We start from the raw sequence: 20,176 nt of genomic DNA, 5'->3' as shown, positions 1-20,176 counted from the left end.
TTCATCATGATGAAACAACTCGAAGGAAAAGTTGCATTAATTACAGGAGCAGCAAGCGGAATCGGTCTTGAGATCGCTGAAGAATTCGCCCAAGAAGGTGCGAAGGTCGTCATCGTCGATCTTCAGGAAGAAGCTGCAAAACGCTCTGCTGAAACACTTCGTGAAAAAGGCTTCGATGCGTTTGCCGTCGCAGGTGACGTGACGAATGAAGAGGCAATCAAATCAAGTATCGAACAGACTGTCGCACACTACGGAACGATTGATATCGTCATCAACAATGCGGGTATGCAACACGTCTCACCAATCGAAGAGTTCTCGACTGAGAAATTCGACTTGCTTCAAAGCATCATGCTTCGTGCACCATTCCTTTATACAAAATATGTCTTCCCGATCATGAAAAAACAAGGCTCTGGACGAATCTTGAACATGTCATCAATCAACGGATTGATTGGTTTTGCAGGGAAAGCTGCTTATAACAGTGCGAAACACGGCGTCATCGGTTTAACGAAAGTCGCAGCATTAGAAGGAGCAACTTTTGGTATTACGGTCAACGCGATTTGCCCAGGATATGTCGATACACCACTCGTCCAAAACCAATTGTCTTCGCTCGCTGAAACACGGAATGTACCACTCGAACGTGTATTAGAAGAAGTCATCTACCCACTTGTTCCGCAACAACGGTTACTCCAAGTCAAAGAAATCGCGGATTACGCTATTTTCCTTGCAAGTGACAAAGCGGCGGGTGTCACGGGTCAAGCTGTCGTTCTCGATGGTGGTTATACAGCGCAGTAAGCAACGATATAAATGAAGGGAGGTACTTTTTGGATACAATCCAGAAAGCACCTCCCTTTTTTGTTTGATGGACTGAACAAAAACGTTCAGCTAATTTGACGTGAGTGGATTAACGGAAGTTAATGAACTGAACATCGACCGATAACGGAAGTTCACGAACGATTTGCATGACTTGTTGTAGGTCGTCACGTGATTTACCTGTGACACGGATTTGATCATCTTGGATTTGTGTCTTCACTTTTAATTTCGATTCCTTGACGGCATTGTTGATCTTTTTCGCATCGTCACGATCAATTCCGCTCTTAAGGATGACACGTTGGCGAACCGTATTCCCAGCAGCCTGTTCGACTTTTTCGTACTGCAGGTTTTTGGTCGGAACTTCGCGCTTGATCAATTTTGCTGTTAAGACATCTTTGACTTGATCGAGTTTGAAATCGTCATCTGAGATTAGAATCAAATCCTCTTTTTCGAGCTTCATGTCGCTCTTTGAACCTTTGAAGTCGAAGCGGTTCGTGATTTCCTTCAATGCGATCTGGACGGCGTTCTTGACTTCCTCGATGTTGATTTGTGACACGATATCAAATGAATTATCTTTTGCTGCCATGTTAATCTCCCCTTTCATTCCACTCTCTATTTTAGAGAGGAATACCGGAAGCGTCCACTGCTTTGAAATTTTGTTATAATAAAAACCATGAAATGAAAGGGGTGCTTAGCTTTGAAACAAACAGCAGACATGTTGACGCTCACACCGCAAGAACTGGATGAGCGATTTGCCTATAGTGGAAATGATTTAGGAGCGACCTTCTCAGAGACGGCGATTCGCGTGCGCTTATGGGCGCCGACGGCAGAACGTGTCGTGATTCGTCTCTACAAGACACTACGCGCACGAAAAGTCGAAGAGGTCGAGATGATGGCAGGCGAACGGGGAACGTACGTCGTTGAACTCGATCGAGCAGCATATGAAGGTTATTTCTATACGTTTCAAGCGAGCATCAACGGACAAAAAGTCGAGGCGGTCGATCCGTATGCGAAAGCCGTCGGAACGAACGGAAAACGCGGTGCGTTGATTGACCCGACAAGTGTGACACCAGAACGATGGATCGAAGAACGCCCACTGTTCCATTCTTCGCAAGACGCAGTTGTGTATGAATTACATGTACGCGATGCAACGAGTCATCCGGCTAGTGGTGTCGTCGCACGTGGTACGTTCGCTGGGCTGACGGAAGCAGGGACACGGACACCAAATGGCGGATTGACAGGACTTGATTATTTAGCGGATCTTGGTGTGACGCATGTCCAGTTACTGCCGATCTATGATTTTGGCTCAGTCAATGAGACAGCGCCGAACGACCCGGATAACTATAACTGGGGGTATGATCCGGTGAATTACTTTGCGCCGGAAGGTTCGTACTCATCGAATCCGGATGATCCACGAACGCGAATCCTTGAGTTAAAGCAATTAGTACAAGCGTTACATGATCGCGGGATCCGTGTCATCATGGACGTCGTCTTCAATCATACGTATGATGCAGCAACGGTTCCGCTCGGTCAGTTCGTTCCTGGATACTTCTATCGTCAAGAGGCGGATGGTAGTCTCTCAAATGGTAGTTTCTGTGGAAATGATACCGCATCTGAACGTCTGATGATGCGAAAGTTCATTCTTGATTGTGTGACGTACTGGGCGAAAGAATATCACCTTGATGGTTTCCGATTCGATTTGATGGGACTTCATGATGTCGAGACAATGAATCAGGTGCGCCATGCACTTGACCGGATCGATCCATCGATTCTGATCATCGGTGAAGGCTGGGATCTCGATACGCCACTTGATCCAGAAGAAAAAGCGAACTACTTCAATGCACCGAAAATGCCAGGAATCGCTCACTTCAATAACGGTTTACGAGACGGGGTCAAAGGAGATGTTCAAACGCCGGAAGACCGTGGTTTCATCAGCGGGGCATTCGACCGGACGAGTGAAGTCAAACGGGGAATCGCTGGTAACGTCTCTTCACAAGGATTTGCCGATGAGCCGAATCAGGTCGTCTCGTATGTCGAAGCGCACGATGATTTGACGATTTGGGATAAATTAACGGTGTCTCGCCCAGAGGATACGGAAGAGATTCGCCGGAAACGGCAAATGCTCGCGAATGCGATCATCTTGACGGGACAAGGGATTCCGTTCCTTCATGCCGGACAAGAGTTTTTCCGGACGAAGGACGGTATTCGTGACAGCTTCAATGCCGGAGAGATCGTCAATCGTCTCGATTATGAACGGGCAGAAACAGAGCGTCCGGCCGTCGAGTACGTCAAAGGATTGATTGCCCTCCGTCGTCAGTATCCGATGTTTCGTCTCGCAAACGCAGCGATGATCAAGAAGCATCTTCGTTTCCTCGAAGAAGGGGAAGGTGTCATTGCCTTTGAACTGAAACGAACCTATGAAGGATACATCGAACGGCAGCGTGTCTACCATAATGCGACGGAAGAGGATATCACGATTGAATTGCCAAACGGTGAATTCGAGGTGTTGGTGGAGTCGGGTGCCGTTAAGTTGCACGCACCACGACTGCATGAAGAGAAACAGTTGGTCGTCCAAGCATTGACGACGACGGTCATCGCCGAACGAAAAGCGGATTACAAGAAATATGCGGTAGCAGGCGGTGCAGCACTGACGATTATCGGATTGTTGTACGCAGCGAACAAACGTCGTAAGAAAACCGATTAAATCAAAAAGGACGAAGCGCTATAAGGCTTCGTCCTTTTTTGCGTGGATGACAGTCCGATGTCAGTCTGTCATGCAATTGACTTGCGAAAATCATCGAAACATTGTTTGAAGATACATCTTTCGGGAAAAATCATATGTAGTATTTAAGATATTGTTTTGAAGTGAGAGGGTGTACGGTGTATGTTCGGTTTCGGTGATTTATGGAAGTTCTTTTTGTCGTTCTTTTTGCTGTTGCCTATCGTGACATTGATTCATGAGATGGGACATTACTTTTTTGCCCGATTATTCGGTGGAAACATGGAAATCAATATTGGTTCAGGCAAATCATTGCTTCGTGTTGGTCCAATTCGACTGAATCGTGTTTATTTTTGGGATGGATGGTGTCAATATGAGGCGCTACGTCATGAAACGAAGTTTGCTAATATCATGGTGTATGCTGGTGGATCGATCGCGAACTTGGTGAGTATCTTAGTCGTAAATGGTCTTATTTATGCCGGCGTGTTCGAGGCATCGATTTTTACGTACCAATTTGCGTATTTCTCGTTTTATTTCGTCTTTTTCTCCCTCTTCCCGATCGATCATCCGAATGGTTATCCGAGTGACGGAAAAGCAATCATCAATGTCTTCCGTTACGGTAAATCCGACTATCATCCACAATCTTAAACGAAGATTAAAGCCTCTTTCCGTCATTGGAATAGAGGCTTTTTACTCAAGATTCCGATTCGCTAGACGAATCAGATTCTGTTTTCACTTGTTCCTGCTCGAGTTCGACGAGCTTTTGAATCAAGATATGGCGCGGCATATGCATCAGTTGTTCAAGTGGTACGTTCAGACGTTTTGCGAGTTCGACAGCCGTCTCTGCTGATAATTGTAAAGGTTTCATCGTGTTCGTCCTCCTTTTTCCATGAGGCTAGTATAACAGGAGGTGCAAGTCGAGCGCATCAATAGTAGCGAGAAACTGAGAAGGTTGATACCGTATGAAGTAGGAAGTGATGCATATGTATAAACCTGCTGCAGAGCTGTTACTCCATGAATCCGTCTCACTGTTCGATCGAATCGGGGAGGATTTGCTTCTTTTTCGAGATCGCCACGGATTTATGAAATGTGATGCGGATTTAAGACCACTATGGGAAACAGCATGTGCGTATGTTCCATTCTCCTGGTACATTGAGCCAGGCGGTGGGCGATTGTTCATCGTATTTGAAGAGTCAGCTTATTTTGGTTTATTGGATTTAGAGCAAGGGCATTTAGATTATATCAAGCGACCCGCTGCTTTTTCCGAAGCGTGGTTCAGTAATTTATTCTTGTGGCAAGACGATGAGATCTTCCTATATTCGGCAGAAACGGATGTTGTCTGCGTGAACGTTCAAACAGGGGACTGGCGGTACTCAAACTATGAAGAGGCACCGTTGTTCGGACGCTTGATTGAGCGAGGATATGATACACGTTTGACGTTCGAACGGTTCATCGCACCTACGACGATCATCTCCTATGATGATCTACAAAAACGGTATGTGATTTGGGATGCCGCGACGAATCAGGAATCGATTATTCCTTTTTCGGATTACGCGGAGTACTCGCTCGTTGACCACCGGCACCAATTGTTTTCGATCACCGATTCATCTCGCTTTTACTTGTATGAGAAGAGTCAGCTGAAATATAAGTTCGAGGGATGCCATTCCTCCGTTTTACTCAAAAGTGTGTTACTCGATGAAGAGGCGCGACGTCTTGCGATCGTGTCGACATCGGCGACATTCGGCAACACATGGGTTCAAATTTTTCAAAAGACGTAATGAAACATCCTTTTCGCTTTTCAGCAAGAAGGATGTTTTTTGTACGTTTATACAGAAAGGGGACGCATCATGCAACGGCTTGGTCATCTGATGAGTACGTATTTTCGAGGAGTGTTGATTGTTTGGGCAATCCTGCTCGTCGTGCTTGGATATTTCGCTTATCAACTACCCGATCGGCTAGAAGGAAACGGATTTACGCGTGACGGTGATTTTCAACGCGTCGAGACAGTACTCGATCAAGACTTCGGTCAGGATCCGCATACGATCATCGTTCTATTTGAAAATCAAGAGAATCTACGACAAACGATGATGCAACATGTCGAGCGCTTCCGTGATATTAATGGCGTCGGGAACGTCATTGGTCCCGTCGAAAATCCGCGAGCGATTCGTGACGATAAGGGATACGTGACGGTCGGTGTACCAACACTTGATGCGAAATGGGCAGCTGCGGTCACGCGTCAACTGGATGATACCGGGACGATTCGACTAACGGGTGAACCAGTCGTCGTCGATGATTTGAATACAGCGTCAAAAAATGACCTCATCCGAGCTGAGTTGATTGGAATTCCGGCAGCCTTGATCGTCTTACTACTTGTTTTCGGTACACCCGTTGCCGCCATCTTACCGTTGATCATGGGACTCGTCACTTTTGTCTTTGGTGCCGGTGTTCTTTATTTCGTTGCCGGACAACAAGAGTTATCGATTTTCGTCTTAAATGCGGTTGCGATGATTTCCCTAGCACTCGGAATTGATTTTTCATTGCTATACGTCAATCGATTCCGCGAAGAACGGCAGGACGGGCAAGATATTCGGAAGGCGGCGATTCGTTCGGTCGAGACGGCAGGACGCTCGATTTTATTTTCTGGAATCTGTGTATTCGTCGGACTTGCCGGATTGTTATTGATTGATGTTGATGTCTTCCGCGCTGTCGCGATCGGAACGCTCGTTTCGGTCCTTGGGGCCGTCATCAGTGCATTGACATTGTTACCGGCACTATTGATCGTTTTCGGGAAGGTGCTAGAAAAAGGGCGACTCTTCCGGCAACGAGCAGGTCGTAGTGAAGATCGTTGGCGCCGCCTCGCTCGTTTCGTCATGAAGCGCCCGGTCGCAGTGACGATTCTATCTTTATTGCTTCTTTTACCTTGTTTATTGCCGTTACGTGACTTGACGTTAAACATTCCGCAAGCGACCGCTTTACCGGAATCCTATCCGTCACGTCTCGCTTTTGAGTCGTGGGAAAAAACATTCGGAAACGATGGAACGGACGCCGTCCTCATCTTATCTGCTGATGCTTCCTCAGAGGTGGGACGAGAAAAAATCGAAGACGTGACGATTCGACTCGAGTCGGATCCCGATGTACGGTCCGTCGTATCCGCCGCAACGATTGCCGAACAGCAACAAGTGCCGCTCGAACAGTTACTCGCTGTTCCGGCCGGCCGCGAAGCTTTGACGGCATTTCTGTCAGAGAACGACCAAGCACGAATTGACGTCAATTTAAAAGGGGACCCGGGGGATGCAGCTTCGCAATACTGGGTGCGAAAGATGCAGGCGGACGGTTATCTTGTCGGGGGACCGGCAGCCTTCAATCAGGAAATTTATGATGCCATTGAATCGAAACTCCCACTAGCAGTCGGTGTCGTCGTTTTGGCGACATTCATCATTCTGCTGATTGCGTTTCGGTCCATCTTGATTCCAATCAAGGCGATTCTAATGAATTTGCTTAGTCTAGGAGCGACATTCGGATTACTCGTCATCTTGTTTGAGTCCGGCGCAGTTCTTCCGCAGGAGACGATCGGCATTTTGACACCGGTCTTCATCTTCTCACTCGTCTTTGGTTTATCGATGGATTATGAAGTGTTCCTCGTCTCGCGAATGGAAGAATATTATGACGAGACAGGCGATAACGATTATGCGACCGAGATGGGGCTTGCGAAGACGAGTAAGATCATTACGTCTGCTGCCTTGATTATGATCGTCGTCACAGGGGCGTTTGCCTTCACGGGCGTCAGTCCAATTAAACAACTTGGCGTCGGTATCGCGCTTGCGATTTTTATTGATGCCACAATCGTCCGGATGCTACTCGTCCCCGCACTGATGAAACTATTTGGTCACTGGAACTGGTGGTGGCCGGGTGGTCGTCGTAAAGCGATTCGCAAGTGACACATCGCGTAAGCACATCAGTAGCTATTCGGAGGAAGACGAGCGTATACTGTCGATATTCAATTCAAGAAATTAGAGGAGGCACTTCACTCATGGCAACTCAAGCAATGTTTGAACCATTTACATTACCAAACGGTGTGACGCTGAAAAACCGCGTCTTGATGGCACCGATGACGAACTATGCAGCACAAGAGAACGGCGAAGTATCGGATGCGGAACTCGCGTACTATGCAGAACGTTCAGGCGGCGTCAGTGCGGTCATTACAGCATGTGCGAATGTCACAGCAGACGGTCAAGGATTCCCGAATGAGTTCGGTGCGCATCGTGACGATCTCGTTCCAAGTCTGAAGCGACTCGCAAAAACGATTCAAGATAAAGGCGCAAAAGCGATCTTACAAATTTTCCACGCTGGTCGTATGGCACCACCAGAACTCGTCGGTGGGCAAACAGTCAGTGCAAGTGCTGTCGCACCTGTACGTGAAGGAGCAATGACACCTCGTGCGCTAGAGGCGGAAGAAGTTGAAGCAATCATTGAAGCATTCGGTCAGGCGACACGTCGTGCGATGGAAGCTGGATTTGACGGTGTTGAGATTCATGGTGCGAACACGTACTTGATTCAACAATTCTTCTCACCACACTCAAACCGTCGCGAAGACAAATGGGGCGGTAGCTTAGAAAAACGTCTCGCCTTCCCATTAGCGGTCGTGGATGCAGTCGAAGCTGTCGCGAAACAGGATCCTTCGTTCATCGTCGGATACCGTTTCTCTCCAGAAGAGATCGAAAATCCAGGAATCACACTCGATGATACGATGCGCCTCGTCGATGAGCTGGCGAAAAAAGACCTCGATTACTTGCACGTTTCCGTGATGGACTTCTTCGCAGGTTCGATTCGTGACGAAAATGCAACGACATCACCAATCACGCTCGTCCAAGAACGTGTTGGCGAACAAGTACCTGTCATCGGTGTCGGATCGCTGCACACAGCGGACGAAGTCGAACAAGGTTTGGCTGTCGTTCCAATGATCGCTCTCGGTCGTGAACTGATCATGGAACCGAAGTGGGTTGAGAAAGTCGAAGCGGGTGACCTTGCGTCAATCCGGACAGAACTTGATCCAGAAGCACAAGCAGAACTCGTCGTTCCAGATGCATTATGGGCAGGCATCACAAGTCGTCCAGGCTGGTTCCCGATCAAACAAACAAGCAAATAATAGAATAGCATCAAAAAACACTCTAGATCTCGTGTCTAGAGTGCTTTGAGACTGAAGGTAAAGTGCAATTTTTCTCTAACGAGAAGGATTGCACTTTTTTGTTCGTCTCGCATCGTTTTCCTGGGACAAGCATCGCGCCGCTTCGCTTCGCTGCAGGGTCGCTCTTGCTTGTTTTTCCCTAGGAAGCGATGTCGAGTGAACAAAACGCGTCTCGGATCCTTCTTCTAGATAAAAAAGAATAACGCGTTACACGCCACTCCTACAGGAAAAAGCGCATTTATGCGCTGGCAGAGACAAACGAGACCCGTTTCCTGCTCGAATAGAGCGGGAAAACTGGCTTGTGTCTCGCCTGAGGAAAGGGCGTGAAAAGATGCGTCATTTTTTGGAGTCAGCCCTGTTGTCTACAATTTTTTTGTTTATTAATAGGCAACCTGTCCCATCCGAACGCCACAAAACGTATGCAAGGAGACCGGATCCTGTAGATTCGTTCGTTCCAACATATCGTTTAGGAGCAAGGCACAGACGTAGGCATCCTCTTTCGCGTCATGGTGCTGGAAAGAGACGTTGAGGAATTCAGCCATCGTATTCAATCGATGGTTCGGCAACCACGGATACAGTTTGCGGGATAATTTGACCGTGCAGCCGTAGGTGAAAGCGGGCATCTGGTACATATCGTATTTTTGAATCGCTTTCTGGAGCGCCCCCATATCAAATGATGCATTGTGGGCAACGACCAGTTGAGCACCTGCGATTAAATCGTATAAGCCCTGTGCTTCCATCGCTTCAGGTAACGTCGGTGCATCGAAGACATCACTCGGACGAATTCCATGGACCCGGATGTTTCCAGCATCGAAGTTCTCTTCTGGATTGATTAAGACCTGTTTACTCTCCGTGACGCGACCGTTGGAGAGAACGGACCAACCAAACGCACAAATGCTTCGGCTATTCCGATTTGCCGTTTCAAAGTCAATCGCTAATGTATACATGCAGCAGACTCCTTTCTGTCATTCACTAGTAACAGAATACATGTTCGTATTATAGAAGTCCATTAAAAAAGACCATCTGCAAGGCAGATGATCTGATATCCATTCCAGTCACTTCGCGGTGGCGACTTTTTGTTCCTCTGCGACGTACTCCTCCGGTTTAAATAATAGAACGCGATCTTTATAGGCGAAGACAAGGGCCGTCAAGACAGCCATCGCATCAGCGATCGGGAAAGCGAACCAGACACCATTGACACCGAAGAACAGGGGTAAGATCAAAACGAGTGGAATCGTGTATAACGTTTGGCGTGACAAGGACAAGAATAAAGCGACTTTCGCTTTGGCGAGCGATTGATACATCCCGTTGACAATCATTTGAATCCCATAGACGAACGATAAAGCGAATAAGATGCGCATCGCACTCGAGCCTTCCTGCAGCAGTGCTGCTTCTTCCGTGAACAAGCCGACCCAGAAGCGAGGGAACAATTGAATCAGTAACCACAAGCTGATCGATAACGATAAGCCGTAACGGATTGCCAACTTGATGGCAAGCGACATCCGGCTAAATTGCCGAGAACCGAAATTATACCCGACGATCGGTTGCATCCCTTGCACGATCCCCATGATTGGCATACCGACGAGCGCCATGAACTTATTGATGACCGCAAACGTCGCTAGTTCCGTCGTACCACCGTACCGGACGAGCATGTGGTTGACGGTGATGAACAAAATCGATTGGGAGACTTGCATGATGAACGACGATGATCCGATTTGCATCATCCGAAACGTTAAACGGAAATCGGGTTTGAAAGCATTCCGATTGAGTGTTAACCCCGTTTGCCGACGTTTCGTAAAGAAGAATCGGAAAACAAGTGCAGCACCGACGATTTGCGCAACGACTGTTCCGAGTGCAGCACCTTGGATGCCCCAATCAAGACCAAAGATGAACAGAGGTGTCAGGACGATGTTGATGGCAACCGTCGTCAGCATGACGCGCATCTGATAGTTCGCGCGTCCTTCTGCGCGTAGCATTGCACTCGACGCCATCGTCAACATGAAGAAAGGAGATCCAATCAAGAGGACGCGTAAGAAATCGATGCTATACGGCATGATTTCATCTGTCGCTCCAAAGAGACGAAGTAACGGTTCGACGAAGATGAAAGCACTGATGATGGCGAGCATACTGATGAAGAAAACTGCTATCAAGACGTTCGCATAAGCACGACTGGCACCATCCGTCTGTTTTTGACCAAGCCGTTGTGACGCAATCGCAGCCCCCCCGATCCCAATCGAGTTGGCGATTGCCATCAACACGAGCTGGACGGGGAAAGCGATTCCGACAGCGGCAACGGCAGCCGTACCGATGCCTTGAGCGACGAAAATCGTATCGACGATATTATAGAGTGCCGTGACGAGCATCCCGACCATTGCCGGCAAGGAGAGACTAAGTAAGAGCTGGTTGATAGGTGCTTCACCCAAACGGGCAGTGTTTTTATTCATGGAAGGAGAGCCTCCTTTTTTAGACAAGTGGTAAGTAGGGTTTTACTCAGAGTAGTCGCTTCTATGAAGAGATGCAAGAAATCGCTCTAGTCAATGTGTTCGTCTTATAAAAAAAAGGATGCGCCATGAAGCGCATCCGATGGAACTCGTTTTAAGAGGGTGTAGGCAAGTACCCTTTCGAGTACTCGAAAGCAATGAATAAAATGGCACCGAGCGCCAAGTAAGCGAGTAAGGTGATCGTTTGTTGTTTTTTCGGCATCTGGTGATACTGGACCGACTCTTCAGCGAGTCGGAGCGGTTCGATTCGCTGATCGATTCGTCGCAACAACGCATCGTAGTCGTTCGCGGCATCATATTGATACCGTAACAGATCGTCCGCTTCCTGACGTGCCTCTTCCGGACTCGCTTGTCGCAAATCTTGTAAATCGAGACGAAGCGACCAAGCGATCGGGTCGTACGTACTTTCGACCGTTTGTTCTTCCTCCACTTCCGGTGCAAGAGCGACTTCCGCGTTTGCACGTTCTTGTTCCGCCTTTGCGCGTAAGACGCGTTCGCGTGCAGCACGGTATAACATCAAGGTCGATTGGTTCTGTTCATATTGTTTTGCGAACTTATACCGTTTCCAGACAGCACTGCCGCCGAAGAAAGCGATCAAGAGCAGAATCAGGCTGAAGTTCGTGATGCCGTAAGCAATCAAGGCAGCAAGACCCGCAACCCAAACGATGATCGGAAGTCCCGCAAGAATCCGTCCGCCGTCAAGCGGACTGACGGGAAGTAGATTGAAGAGATTCAACAAGGCTCCGAGATGGAAGATGACGAGCCAGAAGTCATTTCCCGTCACAGCGTATCCAATTGCAAGCGGAATCAGGGACACGAGACCCGCGAGTGGTCCACCGTACGCAAGAATCGCTTCTTGTTTTGGAGTCCGGAACGTATCTTTGATCCCGATGACAGCTCCCATGAAGGGTACGAAAATCGCGGGACCCGTTTTAAAACCGAGTCGTTTCGCAGCGAGTAGATGTCCCATCTCATGAATGAATAAGAGATAGAGCAATCCGACTCCGAACCAGACACCGAATACTTGAGCGTAAAAGAGAAGCGAGACTCCGAACGAAATCAGAGTGCCTCCAAACTTCGAAAATTTCAATAAGGCAAGGATGACCTTTCCTTTCGTTAAGAGAAAGGCGCCGGCAACAGCAAGTCCACCCCAACGTTTTTTAGCCATCGTGAAATTCCTTCTTTCATCATGTGACGTTCTTCCTTAAGTGTACGACACAAATGTAGAAAAAGTTTCATTTAGACTGCTCGGGAATCAGATAGAAACAACTGCCATCTGGCTGACGCGCTTCACTACCGACCTGAAAATGGTGTGTCGTCGCAAGTGCTGCGGCAATCGACAATCCGAGTCCACTTCCTGAACGATCACGTGCTGCATCAAGTCGGTAAAACCGATCGAATAACCGAGCACGTTCTTCGTTCGTTAGAGATGTTCCACGGTCAAGAACAGCAAGTCGCTCCTGGCGCAGATGTAATTCAGGAGAAGTGGCATACTTCAGGGCGTTATCGATATAAATCGTCAAGATGCGTAACACCGCTTCGCGATTCGCCCGGATCGTTCCAGAGGCATCAACAGGGATGATCGTCCCTGTCGCGTGATACATCCGATCGGCGAGTTCGCTGCCAAGCTCGGCTAAGTCGATCTCTTCAACAGACGTTTCCTCATAGCCGAGACGAGACAGTTCGAGCATGGGTTCGATCAAGGTCGTCCGCATCGCGTGTGTCTCCTGCAAGATGTGTTCAATCGATTCATCGAGGACGTCCGGCTTCGTTTTGCCCCATCGTTTCAACAATTGCGTATAGCCTTCGATGACCGTCAATGGTGTCTTCATCTCATGCGAGACATCAGCGACGAACTGCCGTTGTTGTTCCATCGTCTGATCGACACGCCCAATCATCTGATTGAAGACGCGACCGAGGCGACCGATCTCATCATCGCGTTCGGTCTGTACGGTCTCAAGCGTTCCAGAAGACGAGATCCGTTGCATCGTATCATTCAGTTGTCTGAGCGGGCGGAGCGTCTGATACGCAATCCAGAAGCTACTGATGAACGCGATGACGATGCCAACGACCAACACGATGGCGAAGGTCAAGACGAGTGTCGAGATCGTATCATCGACGCTTTCATCTTCGAACAAATAAGCTTGATCCTGATGGACGATACCGAACCAATCGCCAGACTTGAAAGGTTCGTTCGAGCGCGGGATACCGGGGAGGTCACTTGCTCGTACGTCTCCGTTAACGGTAGAAGAGTCGTCATCCTCTTCATCGTTTGAAATGACCCATCGTCCATCTTCGTTCGATAAGACGACGGAATCTTCATGAAGCGTCAGTAATGCCCGGACCGATGAATCATCCTCCATCAATTCCTCCGCCTGTTCCAGTTGGGTATAACGCGATTCAATCAAATGATTGCGGACGACGAAGGTCACGACGATGAACGAAAGCAACAATAAAAGTGTCGTAAAGGCGGTGACGGATAAAGCAAGTTTCGTTCGAAGCTTCATGGGTTCGCCTCCCTCAGCACATAACCAACCCCACGAACGGTCTGAATCAAAGCAGGAGGGTGGGCATCGACTTTTTTCCGAAGATAACGAATGTAGACGTCGACGATATTCGTCTCGCCGAAGTAATCGTACCCCCAGACGCGATTTAGGATTTGTTCGCGTGTCAGGACATGTTCCTTGTTTTCGAGTAAATACGTCAGGAGTTCGAACTCACGTGGTGTCAAATCGAGTCGCAATTCATCGCGAAATGCTTCGTGTCGATCAAGGTCGAGTACAAGATCAGCGAACTGTAACGTGCGCGATGCGTTATTCGTTGAAGCCGGAGTGCGGAGTAACGCCCGGATCCGGGCAAGTAGTTCCTCCATCTCGAACGGTTTCGTCACATAATCATTCGCACCAAGATCGAGTCCTGCGACTTTATCGTAAACTTCTCCACGTGCCGTTAGCATAATGACGGGGACATGAATGCCTTTTCCGCGGAGCCTGCGCAACACCTCGAAGCCGCTCAGCTCCGGCATCATCACGTCGAGTAAGACGAGATCAACCGAATGCTCAGCGGCAGCGAGACCATCTTTTCCGTTAGAGGCGACACGTGTCGCGTACCCGGCATATTGGAGTTCGAGTTCAAGGAGGCGTGCGATTTTCGCATCGTCCTCAACGATTAAGATGGTGGTTGGCATAAACATCCTCCTTTAATGATCATTCATCGATTTCTGTTACTTCGTCTGACGCGTTCAACTCAAGTTTGACGGAACCACCGACTCGGACGTCATCATCTTGTTCCATGTTTGATGCACGAGAGTATGACTTTTGTGCACCGTTTTGTTCGATGATGATCTCTTGATTCGTTATTTTAGCGAGCGTGCCGCGGACTTCTTGTTCCCGTGCATCGTCAGGGTCTTCGTCGCGTGTAGCATTACGATCCTCGTCGTCATCTTCGCTGTCGATTTCACGGACTTGACCGTCTGCATTCAATTCGATTTTTACGATATCCCCAGATTTCGCAGCATCACGTTCCGCACGATCCGCAATCGCGTAAACCGTCTCTTGCCCATCTTGTTCGAGTGTCAATTCACTTTGTGATAGGGCACGAAGGATGCCGTATCGTTCATTCGCATCGTCTGATGAATCATCTGAGCGATTGCCATCGTCTTCTCGGTCATTCCGATCGTCTTGATCTTCTCGCTCCAGTTCCGTGATTTGCTGATTCGCATTCAGATCGATTTTGACCCAATCGCCTTCTTGCACGGCTTCGCGTTCGACTGACGAAGCAAAGTCATACGTCTGAGCGTCACCATTGACGTCGATCGTCATTGAACGATTCGATAGTTTTTGTAATGTGCCTTCGAGTTCCTGATCGTCACGCATCGAAGCTGGAAGCTTTTGTTCGACTTGGCGCGAAGCAGCTTCGACTTTTTGCTCTGCCTGCTGTGAAGTGGTGACCGTCGAGTTGACGAGAGAGTGTCCTGGACCTGTGAAGAGGAGGAACGCGCCGGCTCCTGTTAAGACTGTACCCGTTACGGCAAGTGTAGCGATTCCTTTTTTGAAACGTTTATTCCCTTTATTTGTTCGTTTTTCAGTCATGATGATGTCCTCCTTTAGTAGTGGCTGTTGTTCTTATACATAGAATAACCAGACCACGTGAAAGGAAGCTGAGGAACAGATTAGAATTTGATGAGAATTAGATCGTCTTGATGATTCGAGCCGGATTTCCACCGACGACGCTGTTTGCCGGTACATCCTTAACGACGACACTTCCTGAGGCGATGACAGCATTATCTCCGATCGTCACACCGGGATTGATGACCGCGCGTCCACCGATCCAGACATTATTTCCGATAGCGACCGGTTTTCCGAATTCATAACCGCTGTTGCGCTCGACAGGATCGAGTGGATGGGTCGCAGTATAGATATGTACTCCTGGAGCAAGCATGCAGTTGTCGCCAATCGTGATCGGACAAATATCGAGCAAGACACAGTCGTAGTTGGCATAAAAGCGAGCCCCTAACGTAATGTTGTAGCCATAGTCACATTTAAAGGTCGGTTCAATGTAAAAGTCGGCTTGCTCCGTCTGGAATAATTGTTGAAGAAGTGCCTTCCGTTTAGTCCCATCATGGACACTCAATTGATTGAACTCATAACAGAGCGATTGTGCCCGGATACGGTCAGCTACGAGTTCCGGATCTTGTGCTAAGTAGAGTTCCCCTTGAATCATCTTTTCTTTTTCAGTCATCTGATTCACTCCTTCATCGTTATTACTTTCATTAGACTAAATGGTACCCGGTGATGCAACTGATATCCCGTTAAGACAAGCGAAAACAGGATAGCCGAAGCTATCCTGTCGAAATTCAATCCTTATGCCAATTCAATTCCGCCTGTGACACCATAGATTTGCGCCGTGACATAGCTCGCAGCGTCTGAAGCGAGGAAGACATAGACATCTGATAGTTCGACCGGTTGACCACTGCGTTTCAGTGGTGTTTCCTGCCCGAACTCTGGAATGTTCTCGCTTGGCTGACCACCCGAGATTTGAAGCGGTGTCCAAATCGGACCAGGTGCGACGGAGTTGACACGGATTCCTTTTGGCGCGACTTGTTTAGCAAGTCCACGCGTGAAACCGTTGATAGCAAACTTTGTCGATGCATAATCCAAGAGGTTCGCGCTTGGGTTATATCCTTGAACGGATGTCGTCGTAATGATCGAAGCCCCTTCTTTCAAGAGTGGCAAGGCTGCTTTGACGACCCAGAAGAGGGAAAAGACATTGATTTCGTAAGTTTTGCGTAGTTGCTCCGTCGACAGGTCGAGAATGTCTTCGACGGCTTGTTGTTTACCAGCGACAAGTGCCAATATGTCGAGCCCGCCGAGCGATTCGTGTGCTTCTTTGACGAGTTGTCCACAGAACGCTTCATCACTTAAATCACCAGGTAAGAGATATGCTTTTTGTCCCGCTGCTTCAACGAGTGCTTTGACTTCTTCCGCATCCTGTTGTTCTTCCGGTAAGTAGTTGAGCACGATGTCAGCCCCTTCACGAGCATAGGCAATGGCTGCTGCTCGGCCGATGCCGGAGTCGCCACCCGTAATCAGTGCTTTTTTGCCGATCAATTTGCCAGAGCCTTTATAACTCTCTTCGCCACAATCGGGAACAGGTTCCATTTTTGCTTGAACCGCTGGTGCGTCCTGATATTGTTTTGGGAAATCGTCATTGAAGTATTGGGTTAACGGATTTTTCGATGCAGCCATGTAAACATTCCTCCTGAAAGTTGGTTTTGGTATAGGGTGTATGTTCCCTCAACAGGTCGGATTAAACGTTTCTGATCGTAGTAAATTTGGAAATTGATGGTTTACACTAGAAAAAGAGGAGTGTGAAGAAGATGATTACTGGATTGTATGAAGCTCATTTACCGGTCAAAGAACTTGAACGATCAATTGCCTTTTATGAAAAATTGGGACTTGCATGTGCGTTCCAAAATGAACGCGTCGCTTTCTTTTGGATCGAGCACGGCAAGAGTTGATTAGGTTTATGGAAAGCCGGTCAAGCCGAGTTACCGTATCATCCATCGATTCGACATGTGGCGTTTCGAATGGAGCAAGAAAATATCGATAAAGCACAGGACTGGTTAAAGGAGATGGGCATTATCGTCCGATCCGCCTTTGGTGTAGCGGCAGCCGATCAACCGCTCGTTCTCGATAACCATCCACATGCGCACGCGGCGATCTACTTCGAGGATCCAGATGGAAATTCACTCGAGTTGATTGCACCGTTACGCTTTGACATGGAGACGGTGAACGGCACGATGCCGTATCAAGACTGGCAACATCTATTTGAGACTGAATCGGAGAAAAAGACGATATAACTGGTGTTTTCATTCGAAATCGCTTCCTAAGGAAAAACAAGTAGGAGCGACCCTGAAGCGAAGCGACGCGATGCTTGTCCCAGGAAAACGATGCGAGACGAACAAAAAAGTGCAATCCTTCTCGTTAGAGAAAAATTGCACGTTGTCTTCAGTCTAAAACAAGCAACGGTGATCCGTTGCTTGTTTGATTGATCGTGTAATGCGCTTAGACACGAGCGGATTGACGCTCATTCATCGCTTGCAGAGCTGCTTGGTTCAGCAAGTTCCACGGTTTGTTGTAGTGCGGTTGGAAGAAGAAGTCGACGAAAGCGAGCTCTTCAAGTGTCATATCGTTTTGAATCGCGACAGACAGTGTGTTCATCGCTTGTGTCAAATCAACTTTTGAGATGATTTGTGCACCGACGACACGGTGGGTTGCTGTCTCGAAGACGAGCTTCAATTGGACGTCTTCTGCTGTTGGCATGAACTCTGGGCGATACGCATCTGTGACTGTCGTGCTACTCACTTCGAGTCCGAACAAGGGTGCCGCTTCTTCTGTCAAACCAGTCGACGCGATGTTCAAATCATATAGGCGAAGACCAGATGTGCCTTGTGTTCCTTGGTAACGAATCTTTGGTGCGCGCAAGTTTTTACCAATCAATGTTCCCATCCGGACAGCATTCGTTGCGAGTGGAATATAGGCATGTGTCCGAGCTGGATTGTAATAGACGGCACAGCTGTCACCAGCAGCAAAGATGTTCGGGTTGCTTGTGCGCATATAATCGTCAACGATGATGGCACCGTTCGGTAGCATGTCGACCTGTCCTTTTAAGAGTTCCGTACTTGGGCGGAAACCGACACAGAGAATGACGAGATCCGTTTCGAACGTTCCTTTGTCTGTGACGACGTGTGTCACAGCGCCGTTTTCCCCTTTGAAGCTTTGGACGGTTTGCCCGAGTTCGAGACGAATACCACGGTCTGTCAATTCACGTTCGATGACGTCAGTGAATGAGCGGTCGAGGTATTTGTTGAGAATGCGATCCGCACTATCAATGAACGTGACGTTTTTTCCGTATGCTTCAAACGCTTCGACGAGTTCAGCACCGATATACCCTGCACCAACGACTGTGATCCGTTGTGCTTCTGTCGCTTTTTCAATGATTGTTTGAGCATGGTGATAGTTTTTACAGAGCTCGATTTGATTCAACTCGATGCCAGGAAGCATCGGAATGATTGGCCATGATCCTGTCGTCATGATGAGTTTATCGTACGTATCGTAAACGACTTCACCAGTCATGAGGTTTTTCGCAACGATCGTTTGGCGTTCACTATCGATTTCAAGCACATCATGTTTCAGACGCATCTCAGCGCCGAGTTCAGCGAGTTCACTTGGTGATGAGTAGAAAAGTGATTCCGCATGTTTGACGACACCACCGACGTGAAGCGCGATTCCACAAGAGAGAAACGATACATTGTCATTCCGCTCATAAACGGTAATCTCGACGTCTTGTTGTGAAGCGAGTTCTTTGACTGCTGCTGTTCCTGCGTGTGTACATCCGATGACTGCTACTTTCATGGGTAAAGTCTCCTTTGTGTTTTGTTTGTGATAAATATCACATTCATTTGATATACTTAGTGTAATCCTTCACAAGGTCATTTTCAAGTGATTTGTTCAATGTTGAGCATAATCTTGTCTAAATTGTGAATGAGTGAGCAAAAGTGTTTGGATTATGTGAAGAATGCGTAAAACTGTTTTAGTTACTGAAATTCGGGTTATAATGAAAATAGATTTTTAATGAAGGGGTGGAAACCGATGGATACCGAGAGGACCAATCATCTATTCAGCTTACCTGATTTTTAGCAGTACCGGTCATAACGAACAGACGGTAATGGCTTATAAAAATCAGGGAGAGCGAAAATAGATGAATACCCAAACGGGACGTATAAAACCTCTCCCACGATGTAAACGGGAGAGGACAATAAAACATGAAACGAATCGCAACCATCTTAACCGGTACGCTGATCATGGCGTTCGGTTACTACACATTGAATGAACAGTTCGGATTAGCAGAAGGCGGCTTCATCGGATTATCGTTGCTCGGTCGATACTTTTTTGATATCAATCCTTCGATCTCAATGATCGTGCTCGATATTCCATTTTTCATTGGTGCCTTGTACTTCAAAGGAAAACGTTTCGTCAGCGAAGCGTTACTTTCAGCAGGTGCATTATCAGTCTTTTATGAGATGTGGCACCGACTCGATTTGTTCCACTTTCCAGAACAGGCTTGGCCAGCGACGCTCATCGCAGCGATCGCTAGCGGAATCGTGACCGGATATGGTCTCGGACTTGTTTTGAAAAGTGGAGCGGCAACAGGTGGAGACGATTTGCTATCGATGGGACTCAGCAAACTGACAGGTCTATCGATCGGAACGATCTTGTTCGGACTCGATGCCATCGTGTTAGTGATCTCACTCGTCTATCTGCCGCTCAGCTTAACGTTATATACGTTACTGGCTGTAGCGATCGCTGGACGTGTCGTTGCTGTCATGACACGGGAGCCTGTCATCGTACCGGCATCTGTCGTACAAAAAGTCACGCAGTGAGACGGATGAATGTCTAA

General features: G+C 48.0%; 20 protein-coding genes. 9 read left to right on the top strand and 11 right to left on the bottom strand.

All coding sequences use genetic code 11. From position 1 onward, the window contains the following. Window positions 1-6: 6 nt before the first annotated feature. Entirely contained in the window at window positions 7-792 is a 786-nt protein-coding gene (locus KNQ12_RS12830; RefSeq protein ID WP_214748693.1) for a 3-hydroxybutyrate dehydrogenase, read from the top strand. A 109-nt stretch (window positions 793-901) separates the two neighbouring features. On the opposite strand, the gene KNQ12_RS12825 is transcribed toward KNQ12_RS12830, so the two are convergent. Continuing rightward, window positions 902-1,396: a YajQ family cyclic di-GMP-binding protein gene (locus tag KNQ12_RS12825; RefSeq protein ID WP_023469671.1), complete on the bottom strand. Its 495-nt coding sequence runs from the start codon at window positions 1,394-1,396 to the stop codon at window positions 902-904. Between the two features lie 111 nt (window positions 1,397-1,507). On the opposite strand from KNQ12_RS12825, the gene pulA reads away from it, so the two are divergent. Further along, window positions 1,508-3,514, top strand: a complete 2,007-nt coding sequence (pulA, locus tag KNQ12_RS12820; protein ID WP_251055844.1) for a type I pullulanase — start codon at window positions 1,508-1,510, stop codon at window positions 3,512-3,514. A gap of 180 nt (window positions 3,515-3,694) precedes the next feature. After that, a complete protein-coding gene (locus KNQ12_RS12815) occupies window positions 3,695-4,177 on the top strand; it encodes a site-2 protease family protein (protein WP_058265683.1) in 483 nt (160 codons plus the stop codon). Window positions 4,178-4,223: 46 nt separating this feature from the next. On the opposite strand, the gene KNQ12_RS12810 is transcribed toward KNQ12_RS12815, so the two are convergent. Beyond that, a complete protein-coding gene (locus tag KNQ12_RS12810) occupies window positions 4,224-4,397 on the bottom strand; it encodes a YycC family protein (protein ID WP_214748689.1) in 174 nt (57 codons plus the stop codon). Between the two features lie 115 nt (window positions 4,398-4,512). On the opposite strand from KNQ12_RS12810, the gene KNQ12_RS12805 reads away from it, so the two are divergent. The 3 genes from KNQ12_RS12805 (at window position 4,513) to KNQ12_RS12795 (ending at window position 8,675) form a co-directional block, all read left to right on the top strand. Further along, complete coding sequence (locus KNQ12_RS12805) at window positions 4,513-5,307, top strand: hypothetical protein (protein ID WP_023469667.1); 795 nt, start codon at window positions 4,513-4,515, stop codon at window positions 5,305-5,307. A gap of 69 nt (window positions 5,308-5,376) precedes the next feature. After that, on the top strand, window positions 5,377-7,467 hold the full coding sequence (locus KNQ12_RS12800; RefSeq protein WP_214748685.1) for an MMPL family transporter: 2,091 nt from the start codon (window positions 5,377-5,379) through the stop codon (window positions 7,465-7,467). A 92-nt stretch (window positions 7,468-7,559) separates the two neighbouring features. Beyond that, window positions 7,560-8,675 (top strand): NADH-dependent flavin oxidoreductase, encoded by a 1,116-nt coding sequence (locus tag KNQ12_RS12795; protein ID WP_023469665.1) that lies wholly within the window; start codon window positions 7,560-7,562, stop codon window positions 8,673-8,675. A gap of 419 nt (window positions 8,676-9,094) precedes the next feature. Here KNQ12_RS12795 and KNQ12_RS12790 read toward each other — a convergent pair whose 3' ends face one another. The 8 genes from KNQ12_RS12790 to KNQ12_RS12755 form a co-directional block, all read right to left on the bottom strand. Beyond that, window positions 9,095-9,661 (bottom strand): 3'-5' exonuclease, encoded by a 567-nt coding sequence (locus KNQ12_RS12790; protein ID WP_035395622.1) that lies wholly within the window; start codon window positions 9,659-9,661, stop codon window positions 9,095-9,097. A gap of 108 nt (window positions 9,662-9,769) precedes the next feature. Beyond that, window positions 9,770-11,158, bottom strand: a complete 1,389-nt coding sequence (locus KNQ12_RS12785) for an MATE family efflux transporter (RefSeq protein ID WP_035395624.1) — start codon at window positions 11,156-11,158, stop codon at window positions 9,770-9,772. A 151-nt stretch (window positions 11,159-11,309) separates the two neighbouring features. Beyond that, window positions 11,310-12,383, bottom strand: coding sequence for a site-2 protease family protein (locus KNQ12_RS12780; protein ID WP_214748682.1), 1,074 nt, complete (start codon window positions 12,381-12,383; stop codon window positions 11,310-11,312). 67 nt (window positions 12,384-12,450) lie between these two features. Beyond that, the gene (locus KNQ12_RS12775; protein ID WP_214748679.1) at window positions 12,451-13,722 is read right to left on the bottom strand and encodes a sensor histidine kinase; all 1,272 of its coding nucleotides are present in this window, start codon (window positions 13,720-13,722) and stop codon (window positions 12,451-12,453) included. Then, window positions 13,719-14,402 (bottom strand): response regulator transcription factor, encoded by a 684-nt coding sequence (locus KNQ12_RS12770; RefSeq protein WP_023469660.1) that lies wholly within the window; start codon window positions 14,400-14,402, stop codon window positions 13,719-13,721. Before KNQ12_RS12770 ends, KNQ12_RS12775 begins: the two co-directional genes overlap by 4 nt. A gap of 19 nt (window positions 14,403-14,421) precedes the next feature. Then, complete coding sequence (locus KNQ12_RS12765) at window positions 14,422-15,306, bottom strand: hypothetical protein (protein WP_251055843.1); 885 nt, start codon at window positions 15,304-15,306, stop codon at window positions 14,422-14,424. Window positions 15,307-15,403: 97 nt separating this feature from the next. Continuing rightward, window positions 15,404-15,955: a maltose acetyltransferase domain-containing protein gene (locus KNQ12_RS12760; RefSeq protein WP_023469659.1), complete on the bottom strand. Its 552-nt coding sequence runs from the start codon at window positions 15,953-15,955 to the stop codon at window positions 15,404-15,406. Between the two features lie 122 nt (window positions 15,956-16,077). Beyond that, window positions 16,078-16,962 (bottom strand): SDR family oxidoreductase, encoded by an 885-nt coding sequence (locus KNQ12_RS12755; RefSeq protein WP_029342871.1) that lies wholly within the window; start codon window positions 16,960-16,962, stop codon window positions 16,078-16,080. A 131-nt stretch (window positions 16,963-17,093) separates the two neighbouring features. Between KNQ12_RS12755 and KNQ12_RS17235 the strand changes: the two genes are divergently transcribed. Together KNQ12_RS17235 and KNQ12_RS17230 are read left to right on the top strand one after the other, a co-directional pair. Further along, a complete protein-coding gene (locus KNQ12_RS17235) occupies window positions 17,094-17,234 on the top strand; it encodes a hypothetical protein (protein ID WP_353047626.1) in 141 nt (46 codons plus the stop codon). Between the two features lie 69 nt (window positions 17,235-17,303). After that, window positions 17,304-17,576: a VOC family protein gene (locus tag KNQ12_RS17230; RefSeq protein ID WP_353047625.1), complete on the top strand. Its 273-nt coding sequence runs from the start codon at window positions 17,304-17,306 to the stop codon at window positions 17,574-17,576. 205 nt (window positions 17,577-17,781) lie between these two features. Here the strand turns inward: KNQ12_RS17230 and KNQ12_RS12745 are convergent, their stop codons facing one another. Next, window positions 17,782-19,131, bottom strand: coding sequence for an FAD-dependent oxidoreductase (locus KNQ12_RS12745; RefSeq protein ID WP_214748676.1), 1,350 nt, complete (start codon window positions 19,129-19,131; stop codon window positions 17,782-17,784). 410 nt (window positions 19,132-19,541) lie between these two features. Between KNQ12_RS12745 and KNQ12_RS12740 the strand changes: the two genes are divergently transcribed. Next, window positions 19,542-20,159, top strand: a complete 618-nt coding sequence (locus KNQ12_RS12740) for a YitT family protein (RefSeq protein ID WP_214748673.1) — start codon at window positions 19,542-19,544, stop codon at window positions 20,157-20,159. The last annotated feature ends 17 nt before the right edge of the window (window positions 20,160-20,176 follow it).

Origin of the sequence: Exiguobacterium sp. s11, assembly GCF_018619015.1 — a bacterium.
In the GTDB taxonomy this organism is placed as follows: domain Bacteria; phylum Bacillota; class Bacilli; order Exiguobacteriales; family Exiguobacteriaceae; genus Exiguobacterium_A; species Exiguobacterium_A indicum.
Note: the sequence above shows the minus strand (reverse complement) of the source record. Positions and strands in the feature narration are given on the sequence as shown.

What these genes read in the sequence shown, in the direction of transcription:
- KNQ12_RS12790 (WP_035395622.1), bottom strand. Translation starts at nt 9,661, where the DNA reads ATGTATACATTAGCGATTGACTTTGAAACGGCAAATCGGAATAGCCGA.
- KNQ12_RS17235 (WP_353047626.1), top strand. Translation starts at nt 17,094, where the DNA reads ATGATTACTGGATTGTATGAAGCTCATTTACCGGTCAAAGAACTTGAA.
- KNQ12_RS12805 (WP_023469667.1), top strand. Translation starts at nt 4,513, where the DNA reads ATGTATAAACCTGCTGCAGAGCTGTTACTCCATGAATCCGTCTCACTG.
- KNQ12_RS12765 (WP_251055843.1), bottom strand. Translation starts at nt 15,306, where the DNA reads ATGACTGAAAAACGAACAAATAAAGGGAATAAACGTTTCAAAAAAGGA.
- KNQ12_RS12825 (WP_023469671.1), bottom strand. Translation starts at nt 1,396, where the DNA reads ATGGCAGCAAAAGATAATTCATTTGATATCGTGTCACAAATCAACATC.
- KNQ12_RS12810 (WP_214748689.1), bottom strand. Translation starts at nt 4,397, where the DNA reads ATGAAACCTTTACAATTATCAGCAGAGACGGCTGTCGAACTCGCAAAA.
- KNQ12_RS12745 (WP_214748676.1), bottom strand. Translation starts at nt 19,131, where the DNA reads ATGAAAGTAGCAGTCATCGGATGTACACACGCAGGAACAGCAGCAGTC.
- KNQ12_RS12780 (WP_214748682.1), bottom strand. Translation starts at nt 12,383, where the DNA reads ATGGCTAAAAAACGTTGGGGTGGACTTGCTGTTGCCGGCGCCTTTCTC.
- KNQ12_RS12760 (WP_023469659.1), bottom strand. Translation starts at nt 15,955, where the DNA reads ATGACTGAAAAAGAAAAGATGATTCAAGGGGAACTCTACTTAGCACAA.
- KNQ12_RS12785 (WP_035395624.1), bottom strand. Translation starts at nt 11,158, where the DNA reads ATGAATAAAAACACTGCCCGTTTGGGTGAAGCACCTATCAACCAGCTC.
- KNQ12_RS12740 (WP_214748673.1), top strand. Translation starts at nt 19,542, where the DNA reads ATGAAACGAATCGCAACCATCTTAACCGGTACGCTGATCATGGCGTTC.
- KNQ12_RS17230 (WP_353047625.1), top strand. Translation starts at nt 17,304, where the DNA reads ATGGAGCAAGAAAATATCGATAAAGCACAGGACTGGTTAAAGGAGATG.
- KNQ12_RS12830 (WP_214748693.1), top strand. Translation starts at nt 7, where the DNA reads ATGATGAAACAACTCGAAGGAAAAGTTGCATTAATTACAGGAGCAGCA.
- KNQ12_RS12770 (WP_023469660.1), bottom strand. Translation starts at nt 14,402, where the DNA reads ATGCCAACCACCATCTTAATCGTTGAGGACGATGCGAAAATCGCACGC.
- KNQ12_RS12755 (WP_029342871.1), bottom strand. Translation starts at nt 16,962, where the DNA reads ATGGCTGCATCGAAAAATCCGTTAACCCAATACTTCAATGACGATTTC.
- KNQ12_RS12795 (WP_023469665.1), top strand. Translation starts at nt 7,560, where the DNA reads ATGGCAACTCAAGCAATGTTTGAACCATTTACATTACCAAACGGTGTG.
- KNQ12_RS12815 (WP_058265683.1), top strand. Translation starts at nt 3,695, where the DNA reads ATGTTCGGTTTCGGTGATTTATGGAAGTTCTTTTTGTCGTTCTTTTTG.
- KNQ12_RS12800 (WP_214748685.1), top strand. Translation starts at nt 5,377, where the DNA reads ATGCAACGGCTTGGTCATCTGATGAGTACGTATTTTCGAGGAGTGTTG.
- KNQ12_RS12775 (WP_214748679.1), bottom strand. Translation starts at nt 13,722, where the DNA reads ATGAAGCTTCGAACGAAACTTGCTTTATCCGTCACCGCCTTTACGACA.